The sequence below is a fragment of the Streptomyces sp. MNU76 genome, assembly GCF_020982545.1.
In the GTDB taxonomy this organism is placed as follows: Bacteria; Actinomycetota; Actinomycetes; order Streptomycetales; family Streptomycetaceae; genus Streptomyces.
On record NZ_JAJKLK010000003.1, the window covers coordinates 42,234 to 67,901 of the forward strand.

Sequence of the window (25,668 nt, forward strand, 5' to 3'; positions counted from 1 at the left end):
AGTTCCCCGCGCCCGATGAAAGCACAGGGGCTGCGCCCCCTGTGCTTTCATCGGCCTGTTGCCACCGCCGTGCGCAGGCGCTCCAGCTCTCCGTACATCACCTCGCCCGGGCACTCCGTCGCCATCCAGTCCCGGTGGCCGCTGATCTCCGCGACCTCCTTCTGGGTGCCGTTGACCGGGTTGGTGTAGGTCACGCGGGCCTGCGGGTCGACGCCGTGGTGGCGGACCAGGACCTTCACGAGGCGGGTCAGCGCGGCGCGGGCGGCCTCCTTGGGGCCCTGCTCGGTGAGGGTGCCCAGCAGGGCGATGCCGAGGTTGCCGGAGTTGAAGCCGCCGACGTGGAAGGCGGTCACCACCTTGCCGTCGGCGTCGTGTGCGGGCAGTCCGTCGTCGCCGGAGTAGCGGCCCTCGTAGATGCGGCCCTCCTCGTCGATGAGGAAGTGGTAGCCGATGTCGCCCCAGTCGTTGGTGACGGCGTGCAGCTGGTAGATCGCGCGGACCGTGGCGGCAGGGTCCGGGTCGTCGTTGGCCATGGCCGTGTGGTGCACGGTGATCGTCTGGAACGGGTAGAACGCGGTGGGTGAGTTCTCCGTGCCGTCCGCCTTGAACCGCAGCGACTCGTCGGCGCCCCAGGCGGCCCGCGTGAGGTACTGCACGCCCCGGACGCGGGTGGGGTCGGACGGCACGGCGACCTTGCGGTCCGGGCCGTGCAGGGTGTCGAGCGCGAGCGAGCGCAGGCCCGTGGCGCCGTCGGGGGCTCTCAGCTCGTATCCGGCGGCCTGGCCGGCCGCGATCAGCACACCGCCGCCGTTGGCGACCGAGCAGCCGCCGTCGCCGAGCGAGCGCCACGCGCCCTGCCCGCCGTCGGCCTCCGTCAGCCGGATGCCGCCGCCGGTGGTGTCGTCGGTGCCGCCCCAGCGCACGCCCACGTAGCCGATGGGAAAGGCCGCCTCGACGGGCGCCTCGCCGGTGGCGGCCTCGCTGCGGGTCTTCGGGAAGGTCTCGGTCGTGGTGCCGGCCTTGGTGTCCTCCGCTCCGGTGTCCGCTCCGGTGTCCGCGCCGCCGGAGTCGCCGGTCGTGGCCATCACGGTCGGCGTGATCACGGCGCCGGCCGCGACCGTGCCGACCACGCCGATCACCGTACGGCGGGTCACCCGGGACCTGGCCCGGTGGCTGGAGGAAGTGGGGGGAACGCTCACGATGGGTCCTCAATCGCTCGGGGTGGTACGTGAAGACACAACGGAGGGTACGGAGTGGAGTCACCCGTTCCGCCACCGCCCCCTGTGCTGACGTAACGTCAAAGATCCATCAAACAAAGGGACTTGGGCGTCATGACCGTAGGAGTCGGACAGAACTGTCGGTGCGGGGCGGGCGATCGGTAGGGTCGGCGGATGAGTTCCTCTCCCGCTCGACTGGTCCGTGAGTTCCACCGGGCCTTCGGTCTCGACGCCCGTACCGCCCCCGCCGAGGTCTCGCCCGAGTTGGCCGCCCACCGGGGGGAGTTGTTGGCCGAGGAGGCCGCCGAGGTCGCCGAGGTGGCGGTCGACGGGCCGCTCGACCGGCTGGCCCACGAACTGGCCGACGTGGTGTACGTGGCGTACGGCACCGCCCTCGTCCACGGCATCGACCTGGACGAGGTGATCGCCGAGATCCACCGCTCGAACATGACCAAGCTGGGCCCCGACGGTCGGGTCGCCCGCCGGGCCGACGGCAAGGTGCTCAAGGGGGACCACTACCAGGCGCCCGACGTGTCCTCGGTGCTGCGGAAGCAGGGCTGGGCCGGCTGAGCCCGCCGGCCGGACGACCCCGGCCGGTGATGCTCGGACACGGCCGCCGGACGCTGGGAGACGGCCGTGCGGATGGTCGGAAGCGGCCTGACGCGGGTGGTCCTCGGCCCGGTGTGGCCGACGTGCTCGCCCACCAGGGCGGAGCGGTCCGCCTCGACCAGGTGGCCGCGCTCCAGCAGTCCGACGGCGGCGAGGATCCGGCCGTACATGCGGGCGATGGTGGTCCTGCCGGTGCCCGGGTTGCCGGTGAAGACGAGGTGGCGGCTGAGCGGTGGCGGGGCCAGGCCCATCACCTCGCGGCGGCGGACCATCTGCATGAGTTTGACCAGGGACGAGACATCGCGTTTGACGCGCTCCAGACCCGCGAGGCCCTGGAGCGCGTCAAGCAGGTCGTCCAGGGTGTCCTCGGCAGGAGCCTCGGTCTTGCGCGGGCCGGTCCCGGCCCCGGCCGCCTCCGGGCCCCGGCCGCCGGCAGGGCCTGTTCGGCGCCGGTCGGCAGGGACGGGTTCTTCACCTCCCGGGAGAGACAGTCGTCGAACACCGGGCGGGCACCCTTCTCCAGTGCCACGTCCTCCTCGCAGTCACTTCGTCCTCGTCGACTGCATGGGCGGCAGCGCCTTGAAGGACTGCGTCGACCTGTCCCACACCCTCGGCATGGTCACCGACCTCGACAGCCACCTCGTGCGCAGCGCGCGCTCACCTCGCTGTCCGCCGAACTCACCCGCCGCGAGCACATCCTGGCCGAGGCGGGAGCCAAGGATCTGCCCGAGTACCAGGGCATGCGCCGCCGGAGCCCCGAACTGGCGCCCCTGCCCCGACTGTGATCGTCATCGACGAGTTCGCCACCCTCGTCCGGGGGATCCCCGACTTCGTCCCGGCCTGGTCGGCATCGCCCAGCGCGGCCGTTCCCTCGGCATCCATCTGATCCTGGCCACCCAGCGCCCCGCCGGAGTCGTCAACTCCGACATCCGGGCCAACACCAACCTGCGCATCGCTCTCCGGGTCACCGACTCCTCGGAGAGCATGGACGTCATCGACACCAAGGACGCCGTCAGCATCTCCCCGGCGACCCCCGGCCGCGCCCTGGCCCGGCTCGGCCACGGCACCGTCGTCCCTTTCCAGACCGCGTACGCCGGCACCCTCAGGCCCGTCGCCGAACCGTCCGCCGAGACCCGGGCCCGCGAGGAGCGGCAGGCCGCCGAGGAGGCCCGGATCTGGGGCGCCGCGCTCCACTGGCAGCGCCTCGGCCGAGCCGTCGCCCGGCCCGGAACTCCTGAGGGGCAGCAGGACACGGACCCGGCGGACCCGATGGCCGATGAAGCCCCCACCGACCTCAACGCCCTGGTGGAGGCCCTGTCCGAGGCGGCTCGGCTCGCCGATTGCGTGCCACAGCCCAGCCCCTGGCTGCCCGCGCTCGGCCGGCATGTGCTGATCGACGACCTGCCCCAGCCGGACGAGCCCGGCGGCGCCCATCTGGCCCCGGTCTCCTGGGCCCTGTCGGACGTCCCCGAGGCCCAGGCGCAGCTGCCGGCCCTGCTGGACCTCGCCGAATTCGGACACCTGTACGTCGTCGGTGTCCCGCGCTCCGGGCGCTCCCAGGTGCTGCGCACCATGGCCGGAGCCCTGGCCCGCGCCCACTCCAGCGCCGACGTCCACCACTACGGCATCGACTTCGCCGGTGGCGCGCTCACCGCGCTGGGCGTGCTCCCGAACACCGGAGCCGCGGTCCCCCCTGGTGACATCGAGCGTCTGGAGCGGCTGTTCGCCAGGCTCGACACGGATCTGGAGCGCCGTCAGGAACTGCTCACCCGGCACCACGCCGGCAATCTGACCGAACTGCGTGAACTGGTCGCCGCCCGGGGACCGTCCGGCCCACGTCATGCTGTTCATCGACGGCTACGCCCTGATCGAGGCCGTCGCCGACCACAACGGCGGACGCCTGGTCGAACAGGTCAACCGTCTCCTGCGGGAAGGGGCCGCGGCGGGCATCCACCTCGTCGCCACATCCGAACGCGCCCTGCTGTCCGGCCGGGCGACCACCCTCAACGACAACAAACTGCTGCTGCGGCTGAACGACCGCACCGACTACCACGCCGTCGGCAAGCGGCCCCGCGACATCCCCGACATGGTCCTGCCCGGCCGCGGCTTCACCTCCGACGGCGGCACCGAGATCCAGGGCGCCCTGCTCGCCCCCGGCGCCTCCGGCCAGGAGCAGGCCGAGGCACTGCGTCGGATCGGCGCCGACGCCACCCGCCGGGCTCCTCCCGGCCGACCACCCGCTGCTGGGCGCGGCCGTCCCGCTCGCCGACACCGACGGGGTCCTGTTCACCAGCCGGCTGTCGGTACGCACCCACCCGTGGCTGGCCGACCACGGCGTCTACGGCACCGCCCTCCTCCCGGCCACCGCCCTCCTCCAGGCCACCGCTCTGCTCGAACTGGCGGTACGGGCGGGTGACCAGGTCGGCTGCGGTCAGGTCGAGGAACTCACCCTGGAGGCCCCGCTGGTGATCCCCGCGCGGGGCGCGGTGGTCCTCCAGCTCTCCGTCGGCGCGCCGGACGCCTCGGGCGCCCGGCGCGCCAGCGTCCACCCCCGCGCCGAGGACGCCTCGTCCGCATCGGCACCCTGCCGGTGAAGGTCACGTTCACCGACGCCCACGAGAAGGTGCGGGAGGAGCTCGGCCGATGTGGGGCCTGCTGGGTCTCGGCGGCGACGACGTCTCCCCGGTCGGCGTCGACTTCGCGGAGACCTCGCCCGCCTTCTCGGTCGTCGGCCCGCCCGGCTCGGGCCGCAACACGACCCTGGCCGCTCCCTGGCCGTCTCCCTGCTGGCCTCCGGCACCCGCCTGGTGATCCTCGCCCCGCGCGAGTCGCCCCTGCGGACGCTGGGCACCCACCCCGGCGTACGGCTGATCACCGCGACCGAACCCACGGTCGAGGAGTTCACCGAGGCCTTGGAGGCCGACGGCGGACCCCGGGTGGTCATGGTGGACGACGCCGACCTGTTCGTCCTGCCGGACATCGACCCAGAACCTGCGCTCCCTGGCCCAGTCCGGCCGGGACCACGGCATCGGCATCGTCGTCGCGGCCACCGCAGAGACCATGACCGGTGTCATGGGCTGGCTCAGTGCTCGGACACGGCACCGCAAGGGGTGTCCTCCTCGGCCCGCAGAGCCTCCTGGAGGGCGACTTCGTCGGGGCCCGCCTCGCCCACGCCCACCTGCGCGGCCGCAAGCCCGGCCGGGGCCTCACCGTCGACCAGCGCACCGGCGAACTGATCAACGTGCAGATCCCGGAGACAGTCCTCGACGGGAACGACACGACGGGCTGAGCGTGGCCACGAGACGGCGGTGCCTGGGGACGAGGGCTCCCCGGGCGCTGCCTTAGGCTTACGGAGTGACCAACAGCAGCGACCGGAGTCAGGCAGTGGGCGTCAAGACATACGAAGTGCGTACTTATGGATGTCAGATGAACGTCCATGACTCCGAACGCCTGTCCGGTCTGCTGGAGGAGGCCGGATACGTCCGCGCGCCCGAGGACGCGGGGGAGGGCAACGCCGACGTCGTGGTCTTCAACACCTGCGCCGTACGGGAGAACGCCGACAACCGCCTCTACGGCAACCTCGGCCGCCTCGCCCCGATGAAGACCGCCCGCCCCGGCATGCAGATCGCCGTCGGCGGCTGCCTGGCCCAGAAGGACCGGGACACCATCGTCAGGAAGGCGCCCTGGGTCGACGTCGTCTTCGGCACGCACAACATCGGCAAGCTCCCCGTCCTGCTGGAGCGCGCCCGCGTCCAGGACGAGGCCCAGGTCGAGATCGCCGAGTCCCTGGAGGCATTCCCCTCCACCCTGCCGACCCGCCGCGAGAGCGCCTACGCCGCCTGGGTCTCGATCTCCGTCGGCTGCAACAACACCTGCACCTTCTGCATCGTCCCGGCCTTGCGCGGCAAGGAGAAGGACCGCCGCACCGGCGACATCCTCGCCGAGATCGAGGCCCTGGTCGGCGAGGGCGTCGCCGAGATCACCCTGCTCGGCCAGAACGTGAACGCCTACGGCTCAGACATCGGCGACCGCGAGGCGTTCAGCAAGCTGCTGCGGGCCTGCGGGCGGATCGAGGGCCTGGAGCGCGTCCGCTTCACCTCCCCGCACCCCCGCGACTTCACCGACGACGTCATCGCGGCCATGGCCGAGACGCCGAACGTGATGCCGCAGCTGCACATGCCGCTCCAGTCCGGCTCGGACACGGTTCTCAAGGCCATGCGCCGCTCGTACCGCCAGGAGCGCTACCTCGGGATCATCGAGAAGGTCCGCGCGTCCATCCCGCACGCGGCCATCACCACCGACATCATCGTGGGCTTCCCCGGCGAGACCGAGGAGGACTTCGAGCAGACCATGCACGTGGTCCGCGAGGCCCGCTTCACCCAGGCGTTCACCTTCCAGTACTCCAAGCGCCCCGGCACCCCGGCCGCCACCATGGAGGGCCAGATCCCCAAGGAGGTCGTCCAGAAGCGCTACGAGCGCCTCGTCGCCCTCCAGGAGGAGATCTCCTGGGAGGAGAACAAGAAGCAGGTCGGCCGCACCCTGGAGCTGATGGCCGCCGAGGGCGAGGGCCGCAAGGACGGCGCCACGCACCGGCTCTCCGGCCGCGCCCCCGACAACCGCCTGGTCCACTTCACCAAGCCGGACCAGGAGGTCCGCCCCGGCGACGTGGTGACCGTCGAGATCACGTACGCCGCGCCGCACCACCTGCTGGCCGAGGGCGCGGTCCTGGACGTACGGCGGACCCGGTCGGGCGACGCCTGGGAGAAGCGTCAGGCCGTTCCGGCGGAGAAGCCGGGCGGGGTGCTGCTGGGGCTGCCGAAGATCGGGGCTCCGGAGCCGCTGCCGACGGCTACCACCGGTGGGTGCGGGGTTCCCCAGTAGCGGGGTTGTTCGCGCAGTTCCCTGCGCCCCTGAAGGGGGCGCCCCTGGCCGCGGAAGTTACCCTGCGTCTCATGCTTGTCGCCGCCGCCGTCTGCCCCTGTCCGCCTCTGCTCGTGCCCGAGGTGGCCGCCGGGGCCGCGCCCGAGCTGGACGCGGCGCGGGACGCGTGCGCGGACGCGCTCGGAGTGCTCGCCGCCGCCCGCCCGGACCGGCTGGTGGTCGTGGGCCCCGCCGGGCGCCACGCGTCGTATCCGGAAGGCTCGGGCGGCTCGTTCCGGGGTTTCGGCGTGGACCTCGACGTCCGCCTCGGGCGCGGGGGGAACGGCGACACGACGGCCCGGCTGCCCGCCTCGCTCGCCGTCGCCGCCTGGCTGCTCGACCGCACCGGCTGGGCCGACGCCCCGCTGGAAGGGCTCGGGGTGGCGGAACCGACCGCCGTCGAGCGGTGTACCCAAGTAGGAAGACAGGTCGCCGGGGCGGCCGAGCGGGTGGCTCTGCTGGTGATGGGCGACGCCAGCGCGTGCCGCACGCTCAAGGCCCCCGGGTACCTGGACGAGCGCGCGGCCGGCTTCGACGCGGGGGTCGCGCGCGCGCTCGCCGACGCCGACGTCGAGGCGCTGAAGACGCTGGACACCGGGGTGGCCCGCGAGCTGAGGGCCTCCGGGCGGGCCCCCTGGCAGATCCTCGCGGGCGCCGCCGAGGGCGCGGGCCTGGCCGGCAGCCTGCTCTACGACGACGCCCCGTACGGCGTGGGTTACCTGGTCGCCGCCTGGTCGTAGAGCCGGACACGGCGGACGGCCGGGAGCACGAGGCTCCGCGGCCGTCCGACGAGATGCGTGTTCAGGAAGCCGGAGGCGGGGGACTGGCGCCGCCGCCCGGAGGCGGGGGCGTGTGACCGCCCTCGTGGTGCGCGAGTCGGTCCATGGCGTGCTTGGCCCTGCCCGTGCCCGACTGGATCTTGTTGCTGTACTTGCCCTTGGTCTTCCTGTCGACCGTGTGAGCGGCCCTGTCGAGACCGTGGTGGATCTTGCCCTCGTGCTTCTGAGCGAGGTGCGAGACCTTGTCCTTGGCCGGGGAGAGTTTGGTTTTCAAATTATCCAGCAGGCCCATGATTCACCTTCCCGCGCGGGCGGTCATTTGCGGGCGTTCTCACTGGACTCGTTGTCCGCCGCCTGATCGGCCGTCTGCTGCTTGGGGATCTCCACGTCGTCCGCCGTGTCGACGGCCTCCGCCGCCGGCTCGGCCGCGTCGCCCACCGCCTCGGCCTCGGCCGTGCTCCCGGCCTCCGGTCGGGCGGCCTCAGTGGCTCCCTTCGCCTCCTCCGGCTCCTCCGCCTCCGTCTCGGCGTCCGGCTCGGGCGCCGTCACGGCGGCCTCTTCCGTGTCCTTCACCTTACGACGGAACAGTGAAAAAACGCCCATATCAACCTCAATGCTAATCATGCGGGTTAATTCCCGCCCTCTCCCGGAGCGTCCGATTGCGTCATCCGGGTCGCCGGCACTCGAAACCGGCGCTGCGAACACGCAACACGCAACGACTCCGGCTCCCCCGCGTCACGTAGCTCGTTCGAGAACGGGCCCCGACATTTGCGAGACTGGGTCGGTGAGCAACGCAGTTCCCTCCCCACGGGTCATCGCCGTCGTCGGACCGACCGCGGCCGGCAAGTCCGATCTGGGCGTCTATCTGGCCCAGCGCCTCGGCGGCGAGGTCGTGAACGCCGACTCCATGCAGCTCTACCGGGGGATGGACATCGGCACCGCCAAGCTGACCCCCGAGGAGCGCGACGGAGTCCCGCACCACCTCCTGGACATCTGGGAGGTGACGGCCGCCGCCAGCGTCGCCGAGTACCAGCGGCTCGCCCGCGCCCGGATCGACGCCCTGCTCGCCGACGGCCGCTGGCCGATCCTGGTGGGCGGCTCCGGGCTGTACGTCCGGGGAGCCGTCGACAACCTGGAGTTCCCCGGCACCGACCCCGAGGTCCGGGCCCGCCTGGAGGAGGAGCTGACGTTGCGCGGCTCCGGCGCGCTGCACGCCCGGCTCGCCGCCGCCGACCCCGAGGCCGCCGAGGCGATCCTGCCCAGCAACGGCCGCCGCATCGTCCGCGCCCTCGAAGTGATCGAGATCACCGGAAAGCCGTTCACGGCGAACCTGCCGGGCCATGACGCGGTCTACGACACCGTCCAGATCGGCGTCGACGTGGCGCGGCCCGAACTCGACGAGCGTATCGCCCGCCGGGTCGACCGCATGTGGGACGCCGGACTGGTCGAAGAAGTGAGCGCACTGGAGGCGCAGGGGTTGCGCGAGGGGCGTACGGCGTCGCGTGCGCTCGGCTACCAGCAGGTCCTCGCGGCACTCGCCGGGCAGTGCACCCTGGACGAGGCGCGCGCGGAGACCGTACGGGCCACCAAGCGCTTCGCGCGCCGCCAGGATTCATGGTTCAGGCGCGACCCGCGGGTGCATTGGCTCAAGGGGGGGCTCGCCGACCTGACGGAACTCCCGCAGCTCGCACTGGCGTTGGTCGAACGACCGGTCACAGCCTGATCACGTCATGGCATCGGGTCGCCCCGGCGGTCATCCCGGCCTCCGGGGGCGTGCCATCATCGAGCTTCGATCGACCAAGTGGAGTCCGAGTTGGGAGGGCGCGTGGCGATGGAGGCCGGCCCTCGCGACACCGCACAAAGCACGGAGCAGGGCGCCGCGCAGGACGCGGACCAGCTGGTTACCGAGGGGTACGCACTGGATTCCGAAGGTGATCCGCTGAGCCCCGACGGTCCGGAGGACCAGACCCCCGACGGCGTCAGCGACGACGGACCGGAACCGGACGAGATGTCCGGTCCGGAGGTGGAGGTCGAGCTGCGCCCCCAGCGCAGGCTGCGCCTCTGGCAGCTCGCCCCGATCGTGGGCCTCGCCGCGGTGGGCTCCCTGATGTTCGCCTTCCCCCTCGCCTTCGAGTTCGGGGACGGCGGCGCCGTGGTCGCCATGCTCGGCCTGCTGATCTGCGCCACCGCGGCCGGCTGGGGCATGATGGCCGCCCGCCGGGTCGGTTACACGTGGCCCGGCCTGCCCGCCCGAGGCTCCGGCCGCCGCCCGGACTGGCGCCTCGTCCTCGCCTACGCCCTGGTCGTGGCCGCGGTGGCCTTCCTGGCCGTCTGGCGAGTGGCCCGGCTCCGTTAGAGAGCGCCCCGTCAGGGGCGCGGGGAACTGCGCGACCAGCCACGATCGACCCGCTCGAGACCCTCGAACCGCAAGCCCTCCAGCCGGCCCACCCAGCGGAGCGCTCCCGTACGATCGAGGAATGAGCACGCGGATCGCCTTCCTCAAGGGTCACGGGACCGAGAACGACTTCGTGATCGTCCCGGACCCCGAGAACGCCATCGATCTCCCCCCGGCCGCCGTCGCCGCCCTGTGCGACCGCCGCGCGGGCATCGGTGGTGACGGCGTGCTGCACGTCGTCCGCTCCGCCGCGCATCCCGAGGCGAAGGAACTGGCCGCCGAGGCGGAGTGGTTCATGGACTACCGCAACGGCGACGGGTCGGTCGCCGAGATGTGCGGAAACGGCGTCCGCGTCTTCGCGCGCTATCTCCTGCACGCCGGGCACGTCACCGAGGGCGACCTCACCGTCGCCACGCGCGGGGGCGTGAAGAAGGTCCACATCGACAAGGACGGTGACGTCACCGTCGGCATGGGCCGCGCCCGCCTCCCCGAGGGGGACGTGACCGTGAGCGTCGGCGAGCACAGCTGGCCCGCGCGCAACGTCAACATGGGCAACCCGCACGCCGTGGCGTTCGTCGGCGACCTCGCGGACGCCGGCGACCTGCACGCCCCGCCGCCCTTCAGCCCCGCCTCCGCCTACCCGGACGGCGTGAACGTCGAGTTCGTCGTCGACCGCGGCCCTGGGCACGTGGCGATGCGGGTGCACGAGCGCGGCTCCGGCGAGACCCGCTCCTGCGGCACCGGCGCGTGCGCCGTCGCCGTGGCCACCGCCCGGCGCGACGGCGCCGACCCGGCGGTCACGGGCACCCCGGCGACCTACACCGTCGACGTGCCCGGCGGCACCCTGGTGATCACCGAACGGCCCGACGGCGAGATCGAGATGACCGGCCCCGCCGTGATCGTGGCCGAGGGCGAGATCGATGCCAACTGGCTGGAAAACGCGGCACGTTGAAGTGTGCTAGGGCTTGGTATGACGGTGCCCGCGACGCGAACACCATAAGGATCCAAGCCCGCCACGTGTTCAGGGGTGCGAATCCATGGCCCACCCCGGTGGGGTGGCCCGAAAACGCAAACCTCGGAGCCATCGCTCGAATGGGTGATCCGTTTCACGCTCGGCGAGAGGCGGTCGGACGGGCGTGATGGGCTCGGTAGCATCAAGCACCGGCACGGACGGGGGAACGACACGATCCCCTGAGCCGCCGCACGCCCTGGGGCACCCGTCCGCCGGTCCACGCAGCCGGAGGTGCCCATGAGCGCGGAGGCCACGAACCCCGCCGTATCGCCCGCCCCTGCGCCGCCACCAGCGCACCGCAGGAAGGGCCGACCTCGTATCGACCTGCGCCGTCTGGGCCGCGCCGCACTCCTGGGCCCGACGACCCGCGACCGGTTGCCCGACGCGATCAGCCATGTCGCCGAGGCGCACCGCGCCCACCATCCCGACGCCGACCTGGAACCGTTGCGCCGGGCGTACGTCCTCGCCGAGTCCTCGCACCGCGGTCAGATGCGCAAGAGCGGTGAGCCGTACATCACCCACCCGCTCGCCGTGACGCTGATCCTCGCCGAACTCGGCGCGGAAACCACGACCCTGACGGCCTCTCTGCTCCACGACACCGTCGAGGACACCGATGTGACCCTCGATCAGGTGCGGGAGGAGTTCGGCGCCGAGGTGTGCTTCATCGTCGACGGCGTCACCAAGCTGGAGAAGGTCGACTACGGCGCCGCCGCCGAACCCGAGACCTTCCGCAAGATGCTCGTCGCCACCGGCAACGACGTCCGGGTGATGTCGATCAAACTCGCCGACCGGCTGCACAACATGCGCACCCTCGGCGTGATGCGCCCCGAGAAGCAGGAACGCATCGCCAAGGTCACCCGGGACGTCCTGATCCCCCTCGCCGAACGACTCGGCGTGCAGGCACTCAAGACGGAGCTGGAGGACCTCGTCTTCGCGATCCTCCACCCCGAGGAGTACGCCCACACCCGCGGCCTCATCGCTGACAACGCCGCACAGGAGAGCGACCCGCTCGCCGAGATCGCCGACGAGGTACGCGGCGTGCTGCGCGAGGCGGGCATCCAGGCCGAAGTCCTCATCAGGCCCCGCCACTTCGTCTCCCTGCACCGCGTCTCACGAAAACGCGGACGGCTGCGCGGCACCGACTTCGGCCGGATCCTGGTCCTCGTCGGCGAGGACGCCGACTGCTACGCCGTCCTCGGGGAGCTGCACACCTGCCTCACGCCCGTGGTCTCGGAGTTCAAGGACTTCATCGCCGTACCGAAGTTCAACCTGTACCAGTCGCTGCACACCGCCGTCGCGCGCGGCGACGGCCAGGTCGCCGAAGTCCTCATCCGCACCCACCAGATGCACAAGGCCGCCGAGGCCGGCGTCGTGGCGCTCGGCAACCCGTACGCCGCCCCCGCCGAGGAACATCCCGACGGACGGCGGGCCGACGGCGAGGGCGAGCGCGTCGACCCCACCCGCCCCGGCTGGCTCTCCCGGCTCCTCGACTGGCAGGAGGCGGCCCCGGACGCCGACATGTTCTGGTCGACCCTGCGCGAGGACCTCGCCCAGGACCGGGAGATCACCGTGTTCCGCCCCGACGGGGGCACATTGGGGCTCCCCGAGGGCGCCAGTTGTGTGGACGCGGCGTACGCGCAGTACGGCGAGGACGCCCACGCCTGTATCGGCGCCCGCGTCAACGGCCGTCTGGCGACGCTCAGCACGGTCCTGAAGGACGGCGACACCGTCCAGCTCCTGATGGGCCAGGACCCGGCCTCCGAGCCCTCCAGGGAGTGGCTGGAGCACGCCCACACACCCGCCGCACGCATCGCCATCCAGCGCTGGCTCGCCACCCACCCGTCACCCGCCACCGACGAGCAGGACGAGCGCGACGGCGACCGCAAGGGCGAGACCCCCGCGGCGCCCGCCCTCGACGAGCCCGCCGCCACCTCCGACACCGTCGGCGCCGTGGTCGTCGTCGACAGGCCCGAGGCGACCGTCCGCCTCGCCCGCTGCTGCACGCCCGTACCACCCGACGAGGTCACCGGGTTCGCCGTGCGCGGGGGAGTGGTGACCGTGCACCGCGTCGAATGCGCCGCGGTGACACGCATGAAGGGGCTGGGGCGCCCCGAGATCGACGTGCGCTGGGGCGACACCACCGAGTTCCGGGTCACCCTCGTCGCCGAGTCGTTCCAGCGCCCCCATCTGCTGGCCGACCTCACCGAGGCCATCGCCCTCGAAGGCGTCGACATCGTCACCGCCACCGTCGAACCGCCGACCCAGCAGCGCGTCCGCCACACCTACACGCTGCAACTCCCGGACGCCGCCCACCTCCCGGCCCTGATGCGCGCCATGCGGAACGTACCGGGCGTGTACGACGTGGGCCGCGCCCAGCACCAGACGGTGGCCGCGTACTGAGCGGACCGGGAGAGGCAGGGGCGGCTCGGCGGACGGCCGGGCCGCTCGTTCGGGTGGGACCGCTGCGCGTCGGCGGCGCGGAGCGGGAGCGCGCTGGTAGCGGTGGTCCATGCCGCTCACCCCACGCCTCAGGAGCCGCCGCGTCCAGGCCGCGCTGCTCGCCTCCGCCGTCTCCGTCTGCCTGATCGCCGCGAGCGCCCCGTCACCCGCCGCCCCGCTCGGCGTAGGCGACCGGCTCTTCCCGCACCTCGGCAACCCCGGATACGATGTGCGGTCGTACGACCTCGACTTCACCTACCCCGGCAGCAACCGCGAGCCGCTCACCGCCGTCACCACCATCGACGCCCGGACGACCTCCCGGCTGGAGCGGATCAATCTGGACTTCACCCACGGCAAGGTCCACTCCGTCGAGGTCGACGGGGTGCCCGCCGCCTTCACCGGCGTGGGCGAGGACCTGGTGATCACGCCCGAGGAGCCGCTCGTGGAGGGCACCCGGACCCGCATCACGGTGCGGCACACCAGCGACCCGGTGTACACGGGCGACGCGGAGGGCGGCTGGGTACGGACCGCCGACGGACTCGCGATGGCCAACCAGGCGGACGCGGCGCACGTCGTCTTCCCCTGCAACGACCACCCGTCCGACAAGGCCATGTTCACCGTCCGCGTCACCGTCCCCGACGGCTACACGGCCGTCTCCAACGGCCTCGCCACCGGCACGGACCGGGCCCTGGGCACCACCACCTGGACCTACCGCACCGAGCACCCCATGGCCACCGAACTGGCCCAGATCTCCATCGGCCGCTCCGCCGTCCTGCACCGCACCGGACCGCACCGCCTGCCGGTACGCGACGTGGTCCCCGCCAAGGACCGCGAGAAGCTCGAACCGTGGCTCGCGAAGACCCCCGCCCAGATCGAGTGGATGGAGGACAAGGTCGGCCGCTACCCCTTCGAGACGTACGGGGTGCTGATCGCGGAGGCGCAGACCGGGTTCGAGCTGGAGACCCAGACACTCTCGCTCTTCGAGAGGGCGCTGTTCGTCCGGCCCGAGTACCCCAAGTGGTACGTCGAGTCGATCATGGTCCATGAGCTGGCCCACCAGTGGTTCGGCAACAGCGTCAGCCCTCGCACCTGGTCCGACCTGTGGCTCAACGAGGGCCACGCCACCTGGTACGAGGCCCTGTACGCCGAGGAGACCGCCGGCCGGTCGGTTGCGGCCCGCATGAAGGCCGCGTACGGCGCGTCCGACCGCTGGCGCGCCGCGGGAGGCCCGCCGGCGGCGCCCAAGAAGCCCAAGGGCGGCCAGAAGATCGGCATCTTCCGGGCCAACGTCTACGACGGCGCCGCGCTCTTCCTCTACGCCCTGCGCCAGGAGATCGGCGCCCCCGCCTTCGCCCTGCTGCAGCGGGCCTGGGTCACCGTCCACCGGGACGGCGTCGCGTCCACCGCCGACTTCCGGGAGCTCGCCTCCAAGATCGCCGGACGGGACCTGGGAGACTTCTTCCACGCCTGGCTGTACGAGGTGCGGACACCCCCCATGCCGGGGCACCCCGACTGGAAGTCGGCACCGGTGGAGGCCTCCGCCGGGCGTTGAGCGGGATCGACCGGGTTCCGCGCGGGTGTGACCCCCGCGCGGACGGGAAATAACCCGAGTGACGAGACGGGGCGTACCGTGCGACCATCTTCGGGTCGACGACGGGACGCCCCGGGAATCCCCGGGACACCCCGGACGTTGTCACCAGTGACGGGCCGGGATCCGTGAAGATCCGTCGCCCTTCGGTATCCCTATCGACATCCCCATCGACGTAAGGACCCAATGACCTCCTCTTCTTCCCCTTCCCAGGCCGCGCAGCGCGCCTTCGCGCAGAACAACCCCGAAGGTCTTCGGGCCGATGCCCTGATGGAAGAGGACGTCGCCTGGAGCTTCGAGATCGACGGAGAACGGGACGGCGACCAGTTCGACCGCTCCGACCGCGCGGCCCTGCGCCGCGTAGCGGGCCTCTCCACCGAGCTCGAGGACGTCACCGAGGTCGAGTACCGACAACTCCGCCTGGAGCGCGTCGTACTCGTAGGTGTCTGGACCACGGGAACCTCGCGGGACGCGGAGAACTCCCTGGCCGAGCTGGCCGCCCTCGCGGAGACCGCGGGTGCGCTCGTGCTCGACGGAGTGATCCAGCGCCGCGACAAGCCGGACGCGGCCACCTACATCGGTTCCGGCAAGGCCAACGAGCTGCGGGACATCGTCCTCGACTCGGGCGCCGACACGGTCATCTGCGACGGTGAGCTGAGCCCGGGGCAGCTCATCCACCTCGAGGACGTCGTCAAGGTCAAGGTCATCGACCGTACGGCCCTGATCCTCGACATCTTCGCTCAGCACGCCAAGTCCCGAGAGGGCAAGGCGCAGGTCGCGCTCGCGCAGATGCAGTACATGCTGCCGAGGCTGCGAGGCTGGGGTCAGTCGCTGTCCCGCCAGATGGGCGGCGGCAAGGGCGGCGGCCTCGCCACCCGTGGTCCCGGTGAGACCAAGATCGAGACGGACCGGCGTCGGATCCGCGAGAAGATGGCGAAGATGCGCCGGGAGATCGCGGACATGAAGACCGGCCGCGAGATCAAGCGCCAGGAGCGCCGCAGGAACAAGGTGCCCTCGGTCGCCATCGCCGGCTACACCAACGCGGGCAAGTCCTCCCTGCTCAACCGGCTCACGGGCGCGGGTGTCCTGGTCGAGAACGCCCTGTTCGCGACCCTCGACCCGACCGTGCGCCGGGCCGAGACCCCGAGCGGGCGGCTGTACACGCTGGCGGACACCGTCGGCTTCGTACGCCACCTGCCGCACCACCTGGTCGAGGCGTTCCGCTCCACGATGGAGGAGGTCGGCGACTCCGACCTGATCCTGCACGTGGTCGACGGTTCGCACCCCGACCCGGAGGAGCAGCTGGCCGCCGTGCGCGAGGTCATCCGTGACGTGGGCGCGACGAACGTCCCCGAGATCGTGGTGATCAACAAGGCGGACGCGGCCGACCCGCTGACGCTCCAGCGGCTGCTGCGGATCGAGAAGCGCTCCATCGCGGTCTCGGCCCGCTCCGGCCAGGGCATCGAGGAACTGCTCGCGCTCATCGACGACGAACTGCCGCGCCCCTCGGTCGAGATCGAGGCGCTCGTGCCGTACACCCACGGCAAGCTCGTCGCCCGCGCCCACACCGAGGGCGAGGTGATCTCCGAGGAGCACACCCCGGAGGGCACCCTGCTCAAGGCCCGGGTGCACGAGGAACTGGCGTCCGACCTGGCGCCGTACGTCCCGTCGGCCACGACTGCCTGACCGTCCGGCAGCGCGCGCCCGTCCAGCCATGCCCGAAGGCCCGCCCCCTCCGCCTTCCGTTCTAGTGGTCGTCGCAACACCCCAGCTCAGGGGATGCGATGGACTTCAAGATCCGTGAGGACCGTACGCTGCGAGGCCGCCGGATCGTCGGGATCAACCCGAAGACCGGCAGGCGGTGGCGGAACGGACGCAACGCCTCCGGCAGGGACACGGCGGCACCACCAGTTCGACCGGTGGTGCCGTCTTCCGGTCCGTCCCGATATCTGTGTGAGGATGACCGGATCTACATCGCGGACCGACTGCGGGAGAAGGCCACAGTCCGGGCGATAGCCGCCGAACTGGGCCGCAGCCCATCGCCTGTCAGCCGGGAGATCCGACGCAACTGCACCGTCGTTCCCCGTGGCACCCGGCACAACCGCCCACACGCCGCCCAGACTCGCGCGAATGCCCGTCGGCCCCGCCCGAAGCCGGGGAAGATCAGCCAGAACCCGGAGCCACGGGACTTCCTCCAGGACCACCTGGACCTACGGTGGAGCCCGGAGCAGATCTGCCAGGCCCTGCGGGCCCGCTTCCCCGACCGGCCGGAGATGCACGTGGTCCACGAAACGGTCTACCAAGCCCTCTACGTCCAGGGCCGCGGCGAACTCCGCCGCGAGCTGGCCCGAGCCCTGCGCACCGGCCGTGCCCGGCGCAAACCCCGCCGACAGGCCCAGCAGCGCCAGCCCCGATACCGCGACCCCATGGTGATGATCAGCGATCGCCCCGCGGAGGCTGCCGACCGTGCAATTCCCGGCCACTGGGAGGCCGACCTCATCATCGGCAAAGACGGTGCCTCCGCCATCGGCACCCTCGTCGAACGCTCCACCCGCTACGTGCTGCTCTTGCACCTGCCCAATGGCCGGGGCACCGAGATGCTCTAGGGCGTGTTTCGGAAGTCCCTTCGTCGCCCGAAGGGCGGCTCTGCGGCGTCCGGTGCGTGCTCTCGGCGCGCCGGACGAAATGCCTCGTACTGGGTGTACTTGGCCTTTCGTCCGGTGCGGCGGTGGGGGTACCTCCCGGTCGAGCGCCAGCCGAGACCGGGGGAGCGTGCCGGGCGTCGCAGAGCAGAAGGGACTTCCGAAACACGCCCTAGTGGAGACCGTGCAGACCCTGCCGGCCCACCTGAAGCGGTCGTTGACCTGGGACCAGGGCAGCGAGATGGGACGGCACCGGGAGTTCACTCTCGCCACCGACATCCCGGTCTACTTCTGCGACCCGGCCAGCCCCTGGCAGCGCGGCTCCAACGAGAACACCAACGGCCTGCTGCGGCAGTACTTTCCCAAGGGCACCGACCTGTCCGCCCACACCCGCCAGGCCCTGGACGCAGTGGCCGCCGAGCTGAACGGCCGCCCACGCAAAACGCTCGGCTGGGAAACCCCAGCCGAGCGCCTGCTTGAACTGCTCGCGGCCTGATCAACCGACCACGTGTTGCAACGACCGCTAGAAAGCGCCCATATGGACGGCCCGGCGTCACTGCGAAGCGAACTTGCCGCTCACCGCCTTGTACACGCCCTCGGCCTCCTTGCCCAACCGCGGCCCCGCCAGCCAGCCGGCGCTCACCGGACCGATGGAGGTGTTGGACACCAGCGCGGGCTCACCGTCCGAACCGGTCGCCACCCAGCCCCCACCGGACGAACCGCCGGTCATCGAGCAGCCGATGCGGTACATCGTCGGGTCGGCCTCGACGAGCGAGAGCCGCCCCGGCTTGTCCGTGCACTGGTACATCGTCTCGCCGTCGTACGGAGCCCCTGCCGGGTAGCCGGTCGCGGTGATGCTCTGCACCTGCGGCACGGCAGGCGCGTCGAAGTCCACCGGCAACGCCGAACCGACCATCTCCTCCAGCGACTTGCCCCCGCTGCCCTCCTCCGGCGTCACATGGATCACCGCGAAGTCGTACGTCGCCCCGTCACCGCCCGTCTGCCCGCCCTGCTCGATCCACTGGTCCGAGGTCTGCGCCCAGTCCCCCCACCAGACGCCGTACGGAGCGACCTCCTCCTTCGTCGCCGTCTTCAGTTCCGAGGCCCCCATGGCACTGTCGTTGTACGAGGGCACGAAGGCGATGTTCCGGTACCAGCCGCCCGCCTTACCGGCGTGCACACAGTGACCGGCCGTCCACACGAGGTTGGACTTGCCCGGGTTGGCCGGGTCCTGCACCACCGTCGCCGAGCAGACCATCGTGCCCTCGGGCGCGTCGAAGAAGACTTTGCCCGCCTCGGGCACGTTCGCGTGGTACTGAGCCGCCACCGCCTTCGCGTCGACGGACTCCGGCGTCGGGTCGGTCACACCCTGGTCACCGGTGAGGTCGCCCTCGTCGACCTCCTTCTCCGGCTCCTCGGCGTCCCGCATCCGGTCCGGGTCCCACAGGTCCTTGATGATCGGGTTGACGTAGTCCTCGGCCTCGCGCAGCCAGTCGTCCTTGTCCCAGTTCTTCCAGGCCCCGCCCCGCCACTTGTCGAGGTCGATCCCGTGTTCCTTCAGCTTGTCCTTGATGTCGTCCGGGATCCGGATCTTGCCGTCGCCCCCGCTGCCGCTGTCCTGCGCGGACGCCGACGCCTCGGCGTTCGCCGTGGTGTCCCCCGAGCCGCATGCGGTGGCCGTCAACGACAGAACCGTGGCGAGGCCGACCACGGCCAGAACGGGGGAGGTTCTGCGGCGCGTGCTCCTCCCACGACGAGCGGCCAAGAGCGGTCGTATGGGTCGCATGGTCTGAACTCCCCCTGGGGCGTTGAGAATCTGTGGTGCCGAGACGGACAGCGCACGACTCTTCCGTGCGCCGGCCGCCTTCTTGTACGTGGCCGACACGACATTCGCGCGGTTCCGCACCCTTGTTTCTTCGTACCTACTACGTACGGAGTCCTCGTCCGCGTGGCCCGGCGACATCCACCGACCCGCGTCCTTCGGAACGGCACCACACACTATGCGGTCGGTGTGGGGGACATCCGATGGAACGGCAACGGTTTGGCTACGAGCCCCCCCGACCAGGCGATCGACCAGGCGCAGCCGACCAACCGCCCTGGTCAAATGCCTTTTCTCCTACGGTAGTTGAGCGAGTGAATCTAGGTTGGGGAAGAACTCGCCGCTATCTGGCCGAGGAAGCCGGTGTCCGGCAGTTCCTGGCATCGGCACCGGCCTGCCCACCGCGGACAACACCCACGAGGTGGCCCAGCGCGTCAACCCCTCCTGCAAGATCGTCTACGTCGACAACGACCCCATCGTCCTCGCGCACGCCCACGCACTGCTCAACAGCACCGCCGAGGGTGCCACCGACTACATAGACGCCGACGCCCACGATCCCGACACGATCCTGAGGGGCGTCGCGGGCACCCTGGACTTCCGGCAGCCGATCGCGATCCCCATGCTGGGCGTCCTGAACTTCGTCATGGACACCGACGAAGCGGCCGCTGTGGTACGGCGGTTGGTGGATGCCGTACCGCCCGGCAGCCATCTCGTGATCTCCCATCCCACCACCGAGGTCGACGGCGAAGCGATGACGCAGGCCGTGGAGTACTGGAACGGACAGGGTTCGGCGCCGATGACACTGCGCAGCCATGCCGACCTCGTACGCCTCTTCGGCGACGTCGAACTCCTTCCCCCGGGCATCGTCTCCTGTTCCCGCTGGCGCCCCGGAGACGACGACGAGGACATCGACGTCACCCACTTCGGCGGCTCGGACTGAAGCGGTAACCCACCACCGGAACCCGGCCGCACCGCTCCGGCCGTCCGGGCCCGACCGTAGGGACACGGGTCGAAGACCCGGTCGGCGGCACCCGAACGGACCGGACCGAACGGGCCAAGCATCCGCCGCGGCACATATTTTCGTCCGACCCGCTTCCCCGTACCGGTCTCGTCGTTGGTACGTGCGGGGGACCCGCCGGTGTTCGGTGACCCCTGCCGACTCGCCTCTGATGAACCGTGGGAGGAAGTGCAGCAGTGGCGGTGACCGAGTCCGCGGTGGCGCCGGTGGGACGTGACCCCGAGCGAGCGGGTCAGAGACCCGTGGGCGAACCGGCCCGCCCACGACGGGAGCACGACGGGGTACGTGCCGTGCGGTCGGGGCACGGAAGGATTCCGTGGCCGCAGGCCGCCCGAGACTCGGCGGCGCGCACCTACGCGCGCTCCCTGCCCGTCGTTCCCGTGCGCGCGCGCGGGCTGACCGTCGAGGACGCCGACGGTCGCCGCTACCTCGACTGTCTGTCCGGCGCCGGAACCCTCGCCCTCGGCCACAACCACCCGGTCGTCCTCGAAGCCATCCGCAAGGCGGTCGCCTCGGGTGCTCCGCTGCACGTCCTCGACCTGGCCACCCCCGCCAAGGACGCCTTCACCACCGAACTGCTCCGCACCCTGCCACCAGAGCTCGCGGACCGCGCCCGCGTCCGGTTCTGCGGCCCCTCCGGCACGGACGCGGTCGAGGTCGCCTGCAGACTGGTCCGGGCCGCCACCGGACGCTCCGGCCTGCTCACCTTCACCGGCGCCCACGCCGACCTGGACACCGGGGCCCTCGAAGCACCCGCGACCGCCCGCGACATCCGGGCGCCACGCCTGCCCTCCCCGCAGGACTACCGCTGCCCGTTCGGTATCGGCGGCGAACGCGGCGCCGAACTCGCCGCCCGCTGGACCGAGTCCGTCCTCGACGACGCCGAGCCCGGAGCACCGCTGCCCGCCGGCATGCTCCTCGAACCCGTCCAGGGCGAGGGAGGAGTCCTCCCCGCCCCGGACGGCTGGCTGCGCCGCATGCGGGAGATCACCGCCGCCCGCTCGATCCCGCTGATCGCCGACGAGGTCCGGACGGGTGTGGGCCGCACCGGCCGCTTCTGGGCCGTCGAGCACAGCGGCGTCGTCCCCGACGTCATGGTCCTCTCCCAGGCCATCGGCGGCAGCCTGCCGCTGGCCGTCGTGGTCCACCGCGACGACCTCGACGTCTGGCGGCCCGGCACCCACGCCACCCCCTTCCGCGGCAACCAGCTCGCCATGGCCGCGGGCGCCGCCACCCTCGCCCACGTCCGCGAGAACGGCCTCGCCGAACGCGCCGCCATCCTGGGCGCCCGCATCCTCGCTCAACTCCGCCCCCTCACCGAGCGGTTCGCCTGTGTCGGTGACGTACGAGGACGGGGGCTGATGATCGGCATCGAGATGGTCACCCCGGACGCGCCCCTGGACCCGACGAGACCGGTCCGCGCCCACCCGCCCCTTCCCTCGCCACCGCCGTACAGCGCGAGTGCCTCCGCCGCGGGCTGATCGTCGATCTCGGTGGCCGCCATGCGGCGTCGTACGCCTCCTGCCGCCCCTCACGATCACCGACGATCAGACAAACGCAGTGCTCGACCGCCTGACGGACGCGATCGCCTCGGTGGCGGCCACCGCGGCGACACGATTCCCGGCGCACCCGGCCCCGCGCGAGCCGGAGTCCTCGCCCGCACGCCGGGCGGCTGAACACCACCCACGACCGCCCACCCTGCCACGCCCCAGCCAACCAGCCACCCACCCACGGCACGGCCCCACCACCGCTTCCCACGCCTGCTCCCTCCAGCACCCGCCTCACCTCCGCTCGCCAGTACGAACCCGCGACTGCCCTCCCGCACGAGCAACCCCAGGAACCGCCGTGAACCCGCTGCCCGCCCCGGGGCCCGCATCCACCACCGCTCCCCGGAAGCCCACGTTCCTCAGCCCTCCGGCCCCTTGAACGCTGAACCACCGCTGCCAGGCCGTTCCGAACCGTCGCCCGGCCAGACCGAGCCGGGACAGCGGCGACCCGCACACGTCGAGCCGAGTGAGCCCGGGCCCACCCAGGCCGAGCCGAGGCAGCACAGGCCCAGCCAGGTCGAGCCGGGTGAACTTGGGCCCAGTCAAGTCGAGCGGGACAGCTACCTGACGGAACCGGGGCCCAGCCTGCTGGACCCACCGCGGTGTCAAGCCGGCCCCCCCCCGGAGTGCCCGCGCAGGTACCGTGCCCCGCCCAGCCAGTCCCTCGCCGACCCGTGCTTCCCGACCACCCGACGGGGCCGAGCCACGAGCGCGGCTGCCCGGCCCCACGCCAGGACACGGACAGCGGCCGGGCCCTCAGGACCTCGCCCGACCCCGACCTCGGTACTGACGCCGACCTCCTGCACCACCCCGACCCGCACACCGCCGCACAGGCGGCAGCGGCCGAGAACCTCTTGCGCTGCTGGGTACGCGAACACGACCTCACACCTGCCCAAGACCACGGCGGCGTCCTCCACATCCCTCTCCCTGCCACCGGCACGACCCTCCTCGCGCCGGTGCGCTACTGGTCTCCCACCGGCTGGCACCGCTTCGGCCGCCCCCACCTCGCTTGCCCCCGACACTGCACCCCTGTCGACGCGGTCACGCTCGCGGCCCTGCTGACCCGCGAGGCGACCGCACGAGGCACACAGGGCACGACCCCCGGCCCCGCCCCCGACCCACGGCCGCGCCCACCCCGCACATCCAGCCCACCCCGCACATCGAGCGCGGCCAATTGGACCTGGTGGGGAGGGTCGCCGACTCCGCCCGCCAGGTCGCTCTGTCCATCACCGAGCGCCGAGCTCAACCCGCCGACGACCCCGCCCGGTTCCTGGCCGCCGAGCAGGCCCTCCTCCTCGGCCATCCCTCCACCCCACCCCGAAGAGCAGGGAAGGGCTCTCCGAGGCCGAAGCGCGCCTGTACTCACCTGAACTGCGTGGCTCCTTCCCCCTGCACTGGATGGCGGTCGCACCCTCCGTCCTGTCGACCGACTCGGCGTGGACCGAGCGCGGCCGTGTCATCCCCGCCGGCCGTCTGACCGCGCGGCTGGCCGGGCCGGACCTGCCACTCCCCGACGGCTTCACCGCCCTGCCCCTGCACCCCTGGCAGCTCCGCGAGGTCCGCCACCGCCCGGCCGTCGCCGCGCTGCTCGACGCCGGCCTGCTGCGCGACCTGGGCCCGCACGGCGCTCCCTGGCACCCCACCTCCTCCGTCCGCACCGTTCACCGCACCGGTGCCCCCGCGATGCTGAAACTCTCTCTGGGCCTGCGCATCACCAACTCCCGCCGCGAGAACCTCCGCAAGGAACTCCATCGCGGTGTCGAGGTGCACCGCTTGCTGCGCACCGGCCTGGCCGAGCGGTGGCAGGCGGCCCATCCCGGGTTCGACATCGTCCGCGACCCGGCCTGGCTGGCGGTCACCGCACCGGACGGCGACCCCCTGGTGGGCCTGGACGTGGTCATCCGGCACAACCCGTTCGGCCCGGCGGACGACGCGTCCTGCGTCGCCGGCCTCGTGGCGCCCCGGCCGTACCCCGATGGCGAAGGCCATCCCGACGAGCGCCTCCTCATGCGGTCGCGGCTCGAGGAGGTCGTCAACCGTCTCGCCGGGCGGACCGGGCGTTCCCGGGGAGCCGTAGCCGTCGAGTGGTTCCTGCGCTACCTGGAACACGTCGTGCGGCCCGTGCTGTGGCTCGACAGTGAGGCCGGGATCGCCCTCGAAGCGCACCAACAGAACACGCTCGTCCTACTGGACCCCGACGGCTGGCCTATCGGCGGAAGGTTCCGCGACAACCAGGGCTACTACTTCCGTGAGTCCCGCCGTGCGGACCTCCGATCCCGGCTGCCCGGCATCGGCGAGCGCAGCGACACGTTCGTCTCCGACGAGGTCACCGACGAGCGGTTCGCCTACTACCTCGGCATCAACAACGTGTTCGGTCTCATCGGTGCTTTCGGCTCCCAGCGCCTCGGCGACGAGCGGCTCCTGCTCGCCGCCTTCCGCCGCTTCCTCACGGATGTGGCCACCGGTCCCGCCCGGCTGAACACCACCCTGCCCGCCCGACTGCTCGACTCACCCGTCCTGCGCTGCAAGGCCAATCTGCTGACCCGCCTCCACGGCCTCGATGAACTCGTCGGTCCCGTCGACACCCAGTCCGTCTACGTCACTCTCACCAACCCCCTCCTTCCATGACCGGCCACTCCTCCTCCGTACTGCGGTCCAGCCCACTCGTCCGTGTAGTCCGACTCCCTTCAGTTCCGAGGAACATGACCCACCCGATCTCCTGAGAGGAGCATCGCCGTGCCTCCCACCGACGCGAGCACCCATGCGACCACCGACACCGGCACCGCCTCGGCCCCCGGCAACGAGGACACCCTCGAACTGCGCCTGACCGACGACTTCCTCGCGCTCCTGTCCGAGGACACCGGCTCCGAGGACACCTTCGGCTCCAAGGACACCGACCCGTGCGACGGCGGTACCGACGCGGGGCAGAGGGGACGCCCGGCCAACGGCGAGTTGCTCGACCACCTCGCGGACTGGGGGCCGGTCGCCACCCCGGCAGGCACGCTGCACCTCGTCCCCGTGCGCCTCGGACGGGACATCCCGCTGATCTCCCGCTGGATGAACGACTCGGCCGTGGACTCCTACTGGAAGCTCGGCGGAGCCGAGGACGTGACCGCGAACCACCTACGTGCCCAGCTCGACGGAGACGGCCGCAGCATGCCCTGTCTCGGACTGCTGAACGGAACCCCGGTGAGCTATTGGGAGATCTACCGGGCGGATCTCGACCCCCTCGCCCGCCATTACCCCGCCCGTCCCCACGACACCGGGATCCATCTGCTCATCGGACCCGTGGCCCAGCGGGGGCGCGGTCTCGGCTCCACCCTGCTCCGCGCCGTCGCCGATCTCGTCCTCGACAGAAGACCTTCCTGTGCCCGCGTCGTCGCGGAACCCGACCTGCGCAACTTTCCCTCCGTCTCCGCTTTCCTCAGCGCGGGCTTCCGGTACTCCACCGAGGTCGACCTGCCCGACAAGCGGGCCGCCCTCATGTGCAGGGACCGGCTGCTGCGCGATCTGATGTAGATCCGATGTGGATCTGCTGTGACGCCGTCATTTCTGGTACACCGCCCGAGCCGCTCCGGTTCCCGGTCCGATCGCCCCGCCCTTCCCCGCCCCGACTCGTCTCGACTCGATGTCCGGGCGCCGAGACCGTCCCGTCGAAGAGAAGACGTCTTGATCCCGCCTCC

Annotated in this window: 18 protein-coding genes and 6 pseudogenes; 19 read left to right on the plus strand and 5 right to left on the minus strand. The window is 71.6% G+C overall.

The annotated features are described in order from the left end of the window. Positions 1-47: 47 nt before the first annotated feature. Entirely contained in the window at positions 48-1,199 is a 1,152-nt protein-coding gene (locus E4N62_RS06585) for a peptidoglycan recognition family protein (protein ID WP_230212734.1), read from the minus strand. A 192-nt stretch (positions 1,200-1,391) separates the two neighbouring features. Here E4N62_RS06585 and E4N62_RS06590 point away from each other — a divergent pair, with 192 nt between their 5' ends. Then, the gene (locus E4N62_RS06590) at positions 1,392-1,787 is read left to right on the plus strand and encodes a MazG nucleotide pyrophosphohydrolase domain-containing protein (RefSeq protein ID WP_230212736.1); all 396 of its coding nucleotides are present in this window, start codon (positions 1,392-1,394) and stop codon (positions 1,785-1,787) included. On the opposite strand, the gene E4N62_RS06595 is transcribed toward E4N62_RS06590, so the two are convergent. Next, positions 1,733-2,104, minus strand: a complete 372-nt coding sequence (locus tag E4N62_RS06595; protein ID WP_230212739.1) for a hypothetical protein — start codon at positions 2,102-2,104, stop codon at positions 1,733-1,735. The genes E4N62_RS06590 and E4N62_RS06595 overlap by 55 nt on opposite strands. Positions 2,105-3,095: 991 nt before the next feature. On the opposite strand from E4N62_RS06595, the pseudogene E4N62_RS06600 reads away from it, so the two are divergent. The 6 genes and pseudogenes from E4N62_RS06600 to E4N62_RS06625 all read left to right on the plus strand — a co-directional run. Then, a pseudogene (locus E4N62_RS06600) lies at positions 3,096-3,581 on the plus strand (FtsK/SpoIIIE domain-containing protein); the annotation flags it as partial. 527 nt (positions 3,582-4,108) lie between these two features. After that, complete coding sequence (locus E4N62_RS06605) at positions 4,109-4,420, plus strand: polyketide synthase dehydratase domain-containing protein (protein ID WP_230214043.1); 312 nt, start codon at positions 4,109-4,111, stop codon at positions 4,418-4,420. A 49-nt stretch (positions 4,421-4,469) separates the two neighbouring features. Further along, positions 4,470-4,637, plus strand: a complete 168-nt coding sequence (locus E4N62_RS06610; RefSeq protein WP_230212741.1) for a hypothetical protein — start codon at positions 4,470-4,472, stop codon at positions 4,635-4,637. 274 nt (positions 4,638-4,911) lie between these two features. Beyond that, the gene (locus E4N62_RS06615; RefSeq protein WP_230212743.1) at positions 4,912-5,115 is read left to right on the plus strand and encodes a hypothetical protein; all 204 of its coding nucleotides are present in this window, start codon (positions 4,912-4,914) and stop codon (positions 5,113-5,115) included. Between the two features lie 95 nt (positions 5,116-5,210). Further along, positions 5,211-6,707: a tRNA (N6-isopentenyl adenosine(37)-C2)-methylthiotransferase MiaB gene (miaB, locus tag E4N62_RS06620; protein WP_308184938.1), complete on the plus strand. Its 1,497-nt coding sequence runs from the start codon at positions 5,211-5,213 to the stop codon at positions 6,705-6,707. Between the two features lie 71 nt (positions 6,708-6,778). Further along, the gene (locus tag E4N62_RS06625; protein ID WP_230212748.1) at positions 6,779-7,486 is read left to right on the plus strand and encodes a class III extradiol dioxygenase subunit B-like domain-containing protein; all 708 of its coding nucleotides are present in this window, start codon (positions 6,779-6,781) and stop codon (positions 7,484-7,486) included. A 61-nt stretch (positions 7,487-7,547) separates the two neighbouring features. On the opposite strand, the gene E4N62_RS06630 is transcribed toward E4N62_RS06625, so the two are convergent. Next, positions 7,548-7,817, minus strand: coding sequence for an antitoxin (locus E4N62_RS06630; RefSeq protein WP_230212751.1), 270 nt, complete (start codon positions 7,815-7,817; stop codon positions 7,548-7,550). A 23-nt stretch (positions 7,818-7,840) separates the two neighbouring features. Further along, on the minus strand, positions 7,841-8,098 hold the full coding sequence (locus E4N62_RS06635) for a hypothetical protein (RefSeq protein ID WP_230212753.1): 258 nt from the start codon (positions 8,096-8,098) through the stop codon (positions 7,841-7,843). 211 nt (positions 8,099-8,309) lie between these two features. On the opposite strand from E4N62_RS06635, the gene miaA reads away from it, so the two are divergent. From miaA to E4N62_RS06675, 8 genes and pseudogenes are all read left to right on the plus strand, one after another. Then, positions 8,310-9,248: a tRNA (adenosine(37)-N6)-dimethylallyltransferase MiaA gene (miaA, locus tag E4N62_RS06640; protein WP_230212755.1), complete on the plus strand. Its 939-nt coding sequence runs from the start codon at positions 8,310-8,312 to the stop codon at positions 9,246-9,248. Between the two features lie 102 nt (positions 9,249-9,350). After that, on the plus strand, positions 9,351-9,881 hold the full coding sequence (locus E4N62_RS06645; RefSeq protein WP_374116947.1) for a hypothetical protein: 531 nt from the start codon (positions 9,351-9,353) through the stop codon (positions 9,879-9,881). 121 nt (positions 9,882-10,002) lie between these two features. Further along, positions 10,003-10,872 (plus strand): diaminopimelate epimerase, encoded by an 870-nt coding sequence (gene dapF, locus E4N62_RS06650; protein WP_230212757.1) that lies wholly within the window; start codon positions 10,003-10,005, stop codon positions 10,870-10,872. Between the two features lie 297 nt (positions 10,873-11,169). Then, a complete protein-coding gene (locus E4N62_RS06655; RefSeq protein WP_230212759.1) occupies positions 11,170-13,332 on the plus strand; it encodes a bifunctional (p)ppGpp synthetase/guanosine-3',5'-bis(diphosphate) 3'-pyrophosphohydrolase in 2,163 nt (720 codons plus the stop codon). Positions 13,333-13,441: 109 nt separating this feature from the next. Next, entirely contained in the window at positions 13,442-14,923 is a 1,482-nt protein-coding gene (locus tag E4N62_RS06660; RefSeq protein WP_230212761.1) for a M1 family metallopeptidase, read from the plus strand. Between the two features lie 222 nt (positions 14,924-15,145). Next, on the plus strand, positions 15,146-16,645 hold the full coding sequence (gene hflX / locus E4N62_RS06665; protein ID WP_230212763.1) for a GTPase HflX: 1,500 nt from the start codon (positions 15,146-15,148) through the stop codon (positions 16,643-16,645). 98 nt (positions 16,646-16,743) lie between these two features. Next, positions 16,744-17,566 (plus strand): annotated as a pseudogene (locus E4N62_RS06670) (IS30 family transposase); the annotation flags it as partial. Positions 17,567-17,782: 216 nt separating this feature from the next. Next, positions 17,783-18,097: pseudogene (locus E4N62_RS06675) on the plus strand (IS30 family transposase); the annotation flags it as partial. A gap of 57 nt (positions 18,098-18,154) precedes the next feature. Here E4N62_RS06675 and E4N62_RS06680 read toward each other — a convergent pair. Then, positions 18,155-19,387 carry a serine protease gene (locus E4N62_RS06680; protein ID WP_230212765.1) on the minus strand — a complete coding sequence of 411 codons (1,233 nt, stop codon included), beginning with the start codon at positions 19,385-19,387 and terminating at the stop codon, positions 18,155-18,157. Positions 19,388-19,752: 365 nt separating this feature from the next. Between E4N62_RS06680 and E4N62_RS06685 the strand changes: the two are divergent. The 4 genes and pseudogenes from E4N62_RS06685 to E4N62_RS06700 all read left to right on the plus strand — a co-directional run. Continuing rightward, positions 19,753-20,360, plus strand: a pseudogene (locus E4N62_RS06685) (SAM-dependent methyltransferase); the annotation flags it as partial. 254 nt (positions 20,361-20,614) lie between these two features. Beyond that, positions 20,615-22,114 (plus strand): annotated as a pseudogene (locus E4N62_RS06690) (diaminobutyrate--2-oxoglutarate transaminase family protein). Between the two features lie 545 nt (positions 22,115-22,659). Continuing rightward, positions 22,660-24,613 (plus strand): annotated as a pseudogene (locus E4N62_RS06695) (IucA/IucC family siderophore biosynthesis protein). Positions 24,614-24,721: 108 nt separating this feature from the next. Next, positions 24,722-25,504, plus strand: coding sequence for a GNAT family N-acetyltransferase (locus tag E4N62_RS06700; protein WP_230212767.1), 783 nt, complete (start codon positions 24,722-24,724; stop codon positions 25,502-25,504). Positions 25,505-25,668: the final 164 nt, after the last annotated feature.

Bases quoted from the DNA above. Each gene is read 5' to 3' on its own strand.
- E4N62_RS06680 (WP_230212765.1), bottom strand. From the start codon at position 19,387: ATGCGACCCATACGACCGCTCTTGGCCGCTCGTCGTGGGAGGAGCACG.
- E4N62_RS06630 (WP_230212751.1), bottom strand. From the start codon at position 7,817: ATGGGCCTGCTGGATAATTTGAAAACCAAACTCTCCCCGGCCAAGGAC.
- dapF (WP_230212757.1), top strand. From the start codon at position 10,003: ATGAGCACGCGGATCGCCTTCCTCAAGGGTCACGGGACCGAGAACGAC.
- E4N62_RS06655 (WP_230212759.1), top strand. From the start codon at position 11,170: ATGAGCGCGGAGGCCACGAACCCCGCCGTATCGCCCGCCCCTGCGCCG.
- E4N62_RS06610 (WP_230212741.1), top strand. From the start codon at position 4,470: ATGTGGGGCCTGCTGGGTCTCGGCGGCGACGACGTCTCCCCGGTCGGC.
- hflX (WP_230212763.1), top strand. From the start codon at position 15,146: ATGACCTCCTCTTCTTCCCCTTCCCAGGCCGCGCAGCGCGCCTTCGCG.
- E4N62_RS06660 (WP_230212761.1), top strand. From the start codon at position 13,442: ATGCCGCTCACCCCACGCCTCAGGAGCCGCCGCGTCCAGGCCGCGCTG.
- E4N62_RS06625 (WP_230212748.1), top strand. From the start codon at position 6,779: ATGCTTGTCGCCGCCGCCGTCTGCCCCTGTCCGCCTCTGCTCGTGCCC.
- E4N62_RS06595 (WP_230212739.1), bottom strand. From the start codon at position 2,104: ATGCAGATGGTCCGCCGCCGCGAGGTGATGGGCCTGGCCCCGCCACCG.
- E4N62_RS06590 (WP_230212736.1), top strand. From the start codon at position 1,392: ATGAGTTCCTCTCCCGCTCGACTGGTCCGTGAGTTCCACCGGGCCTTC.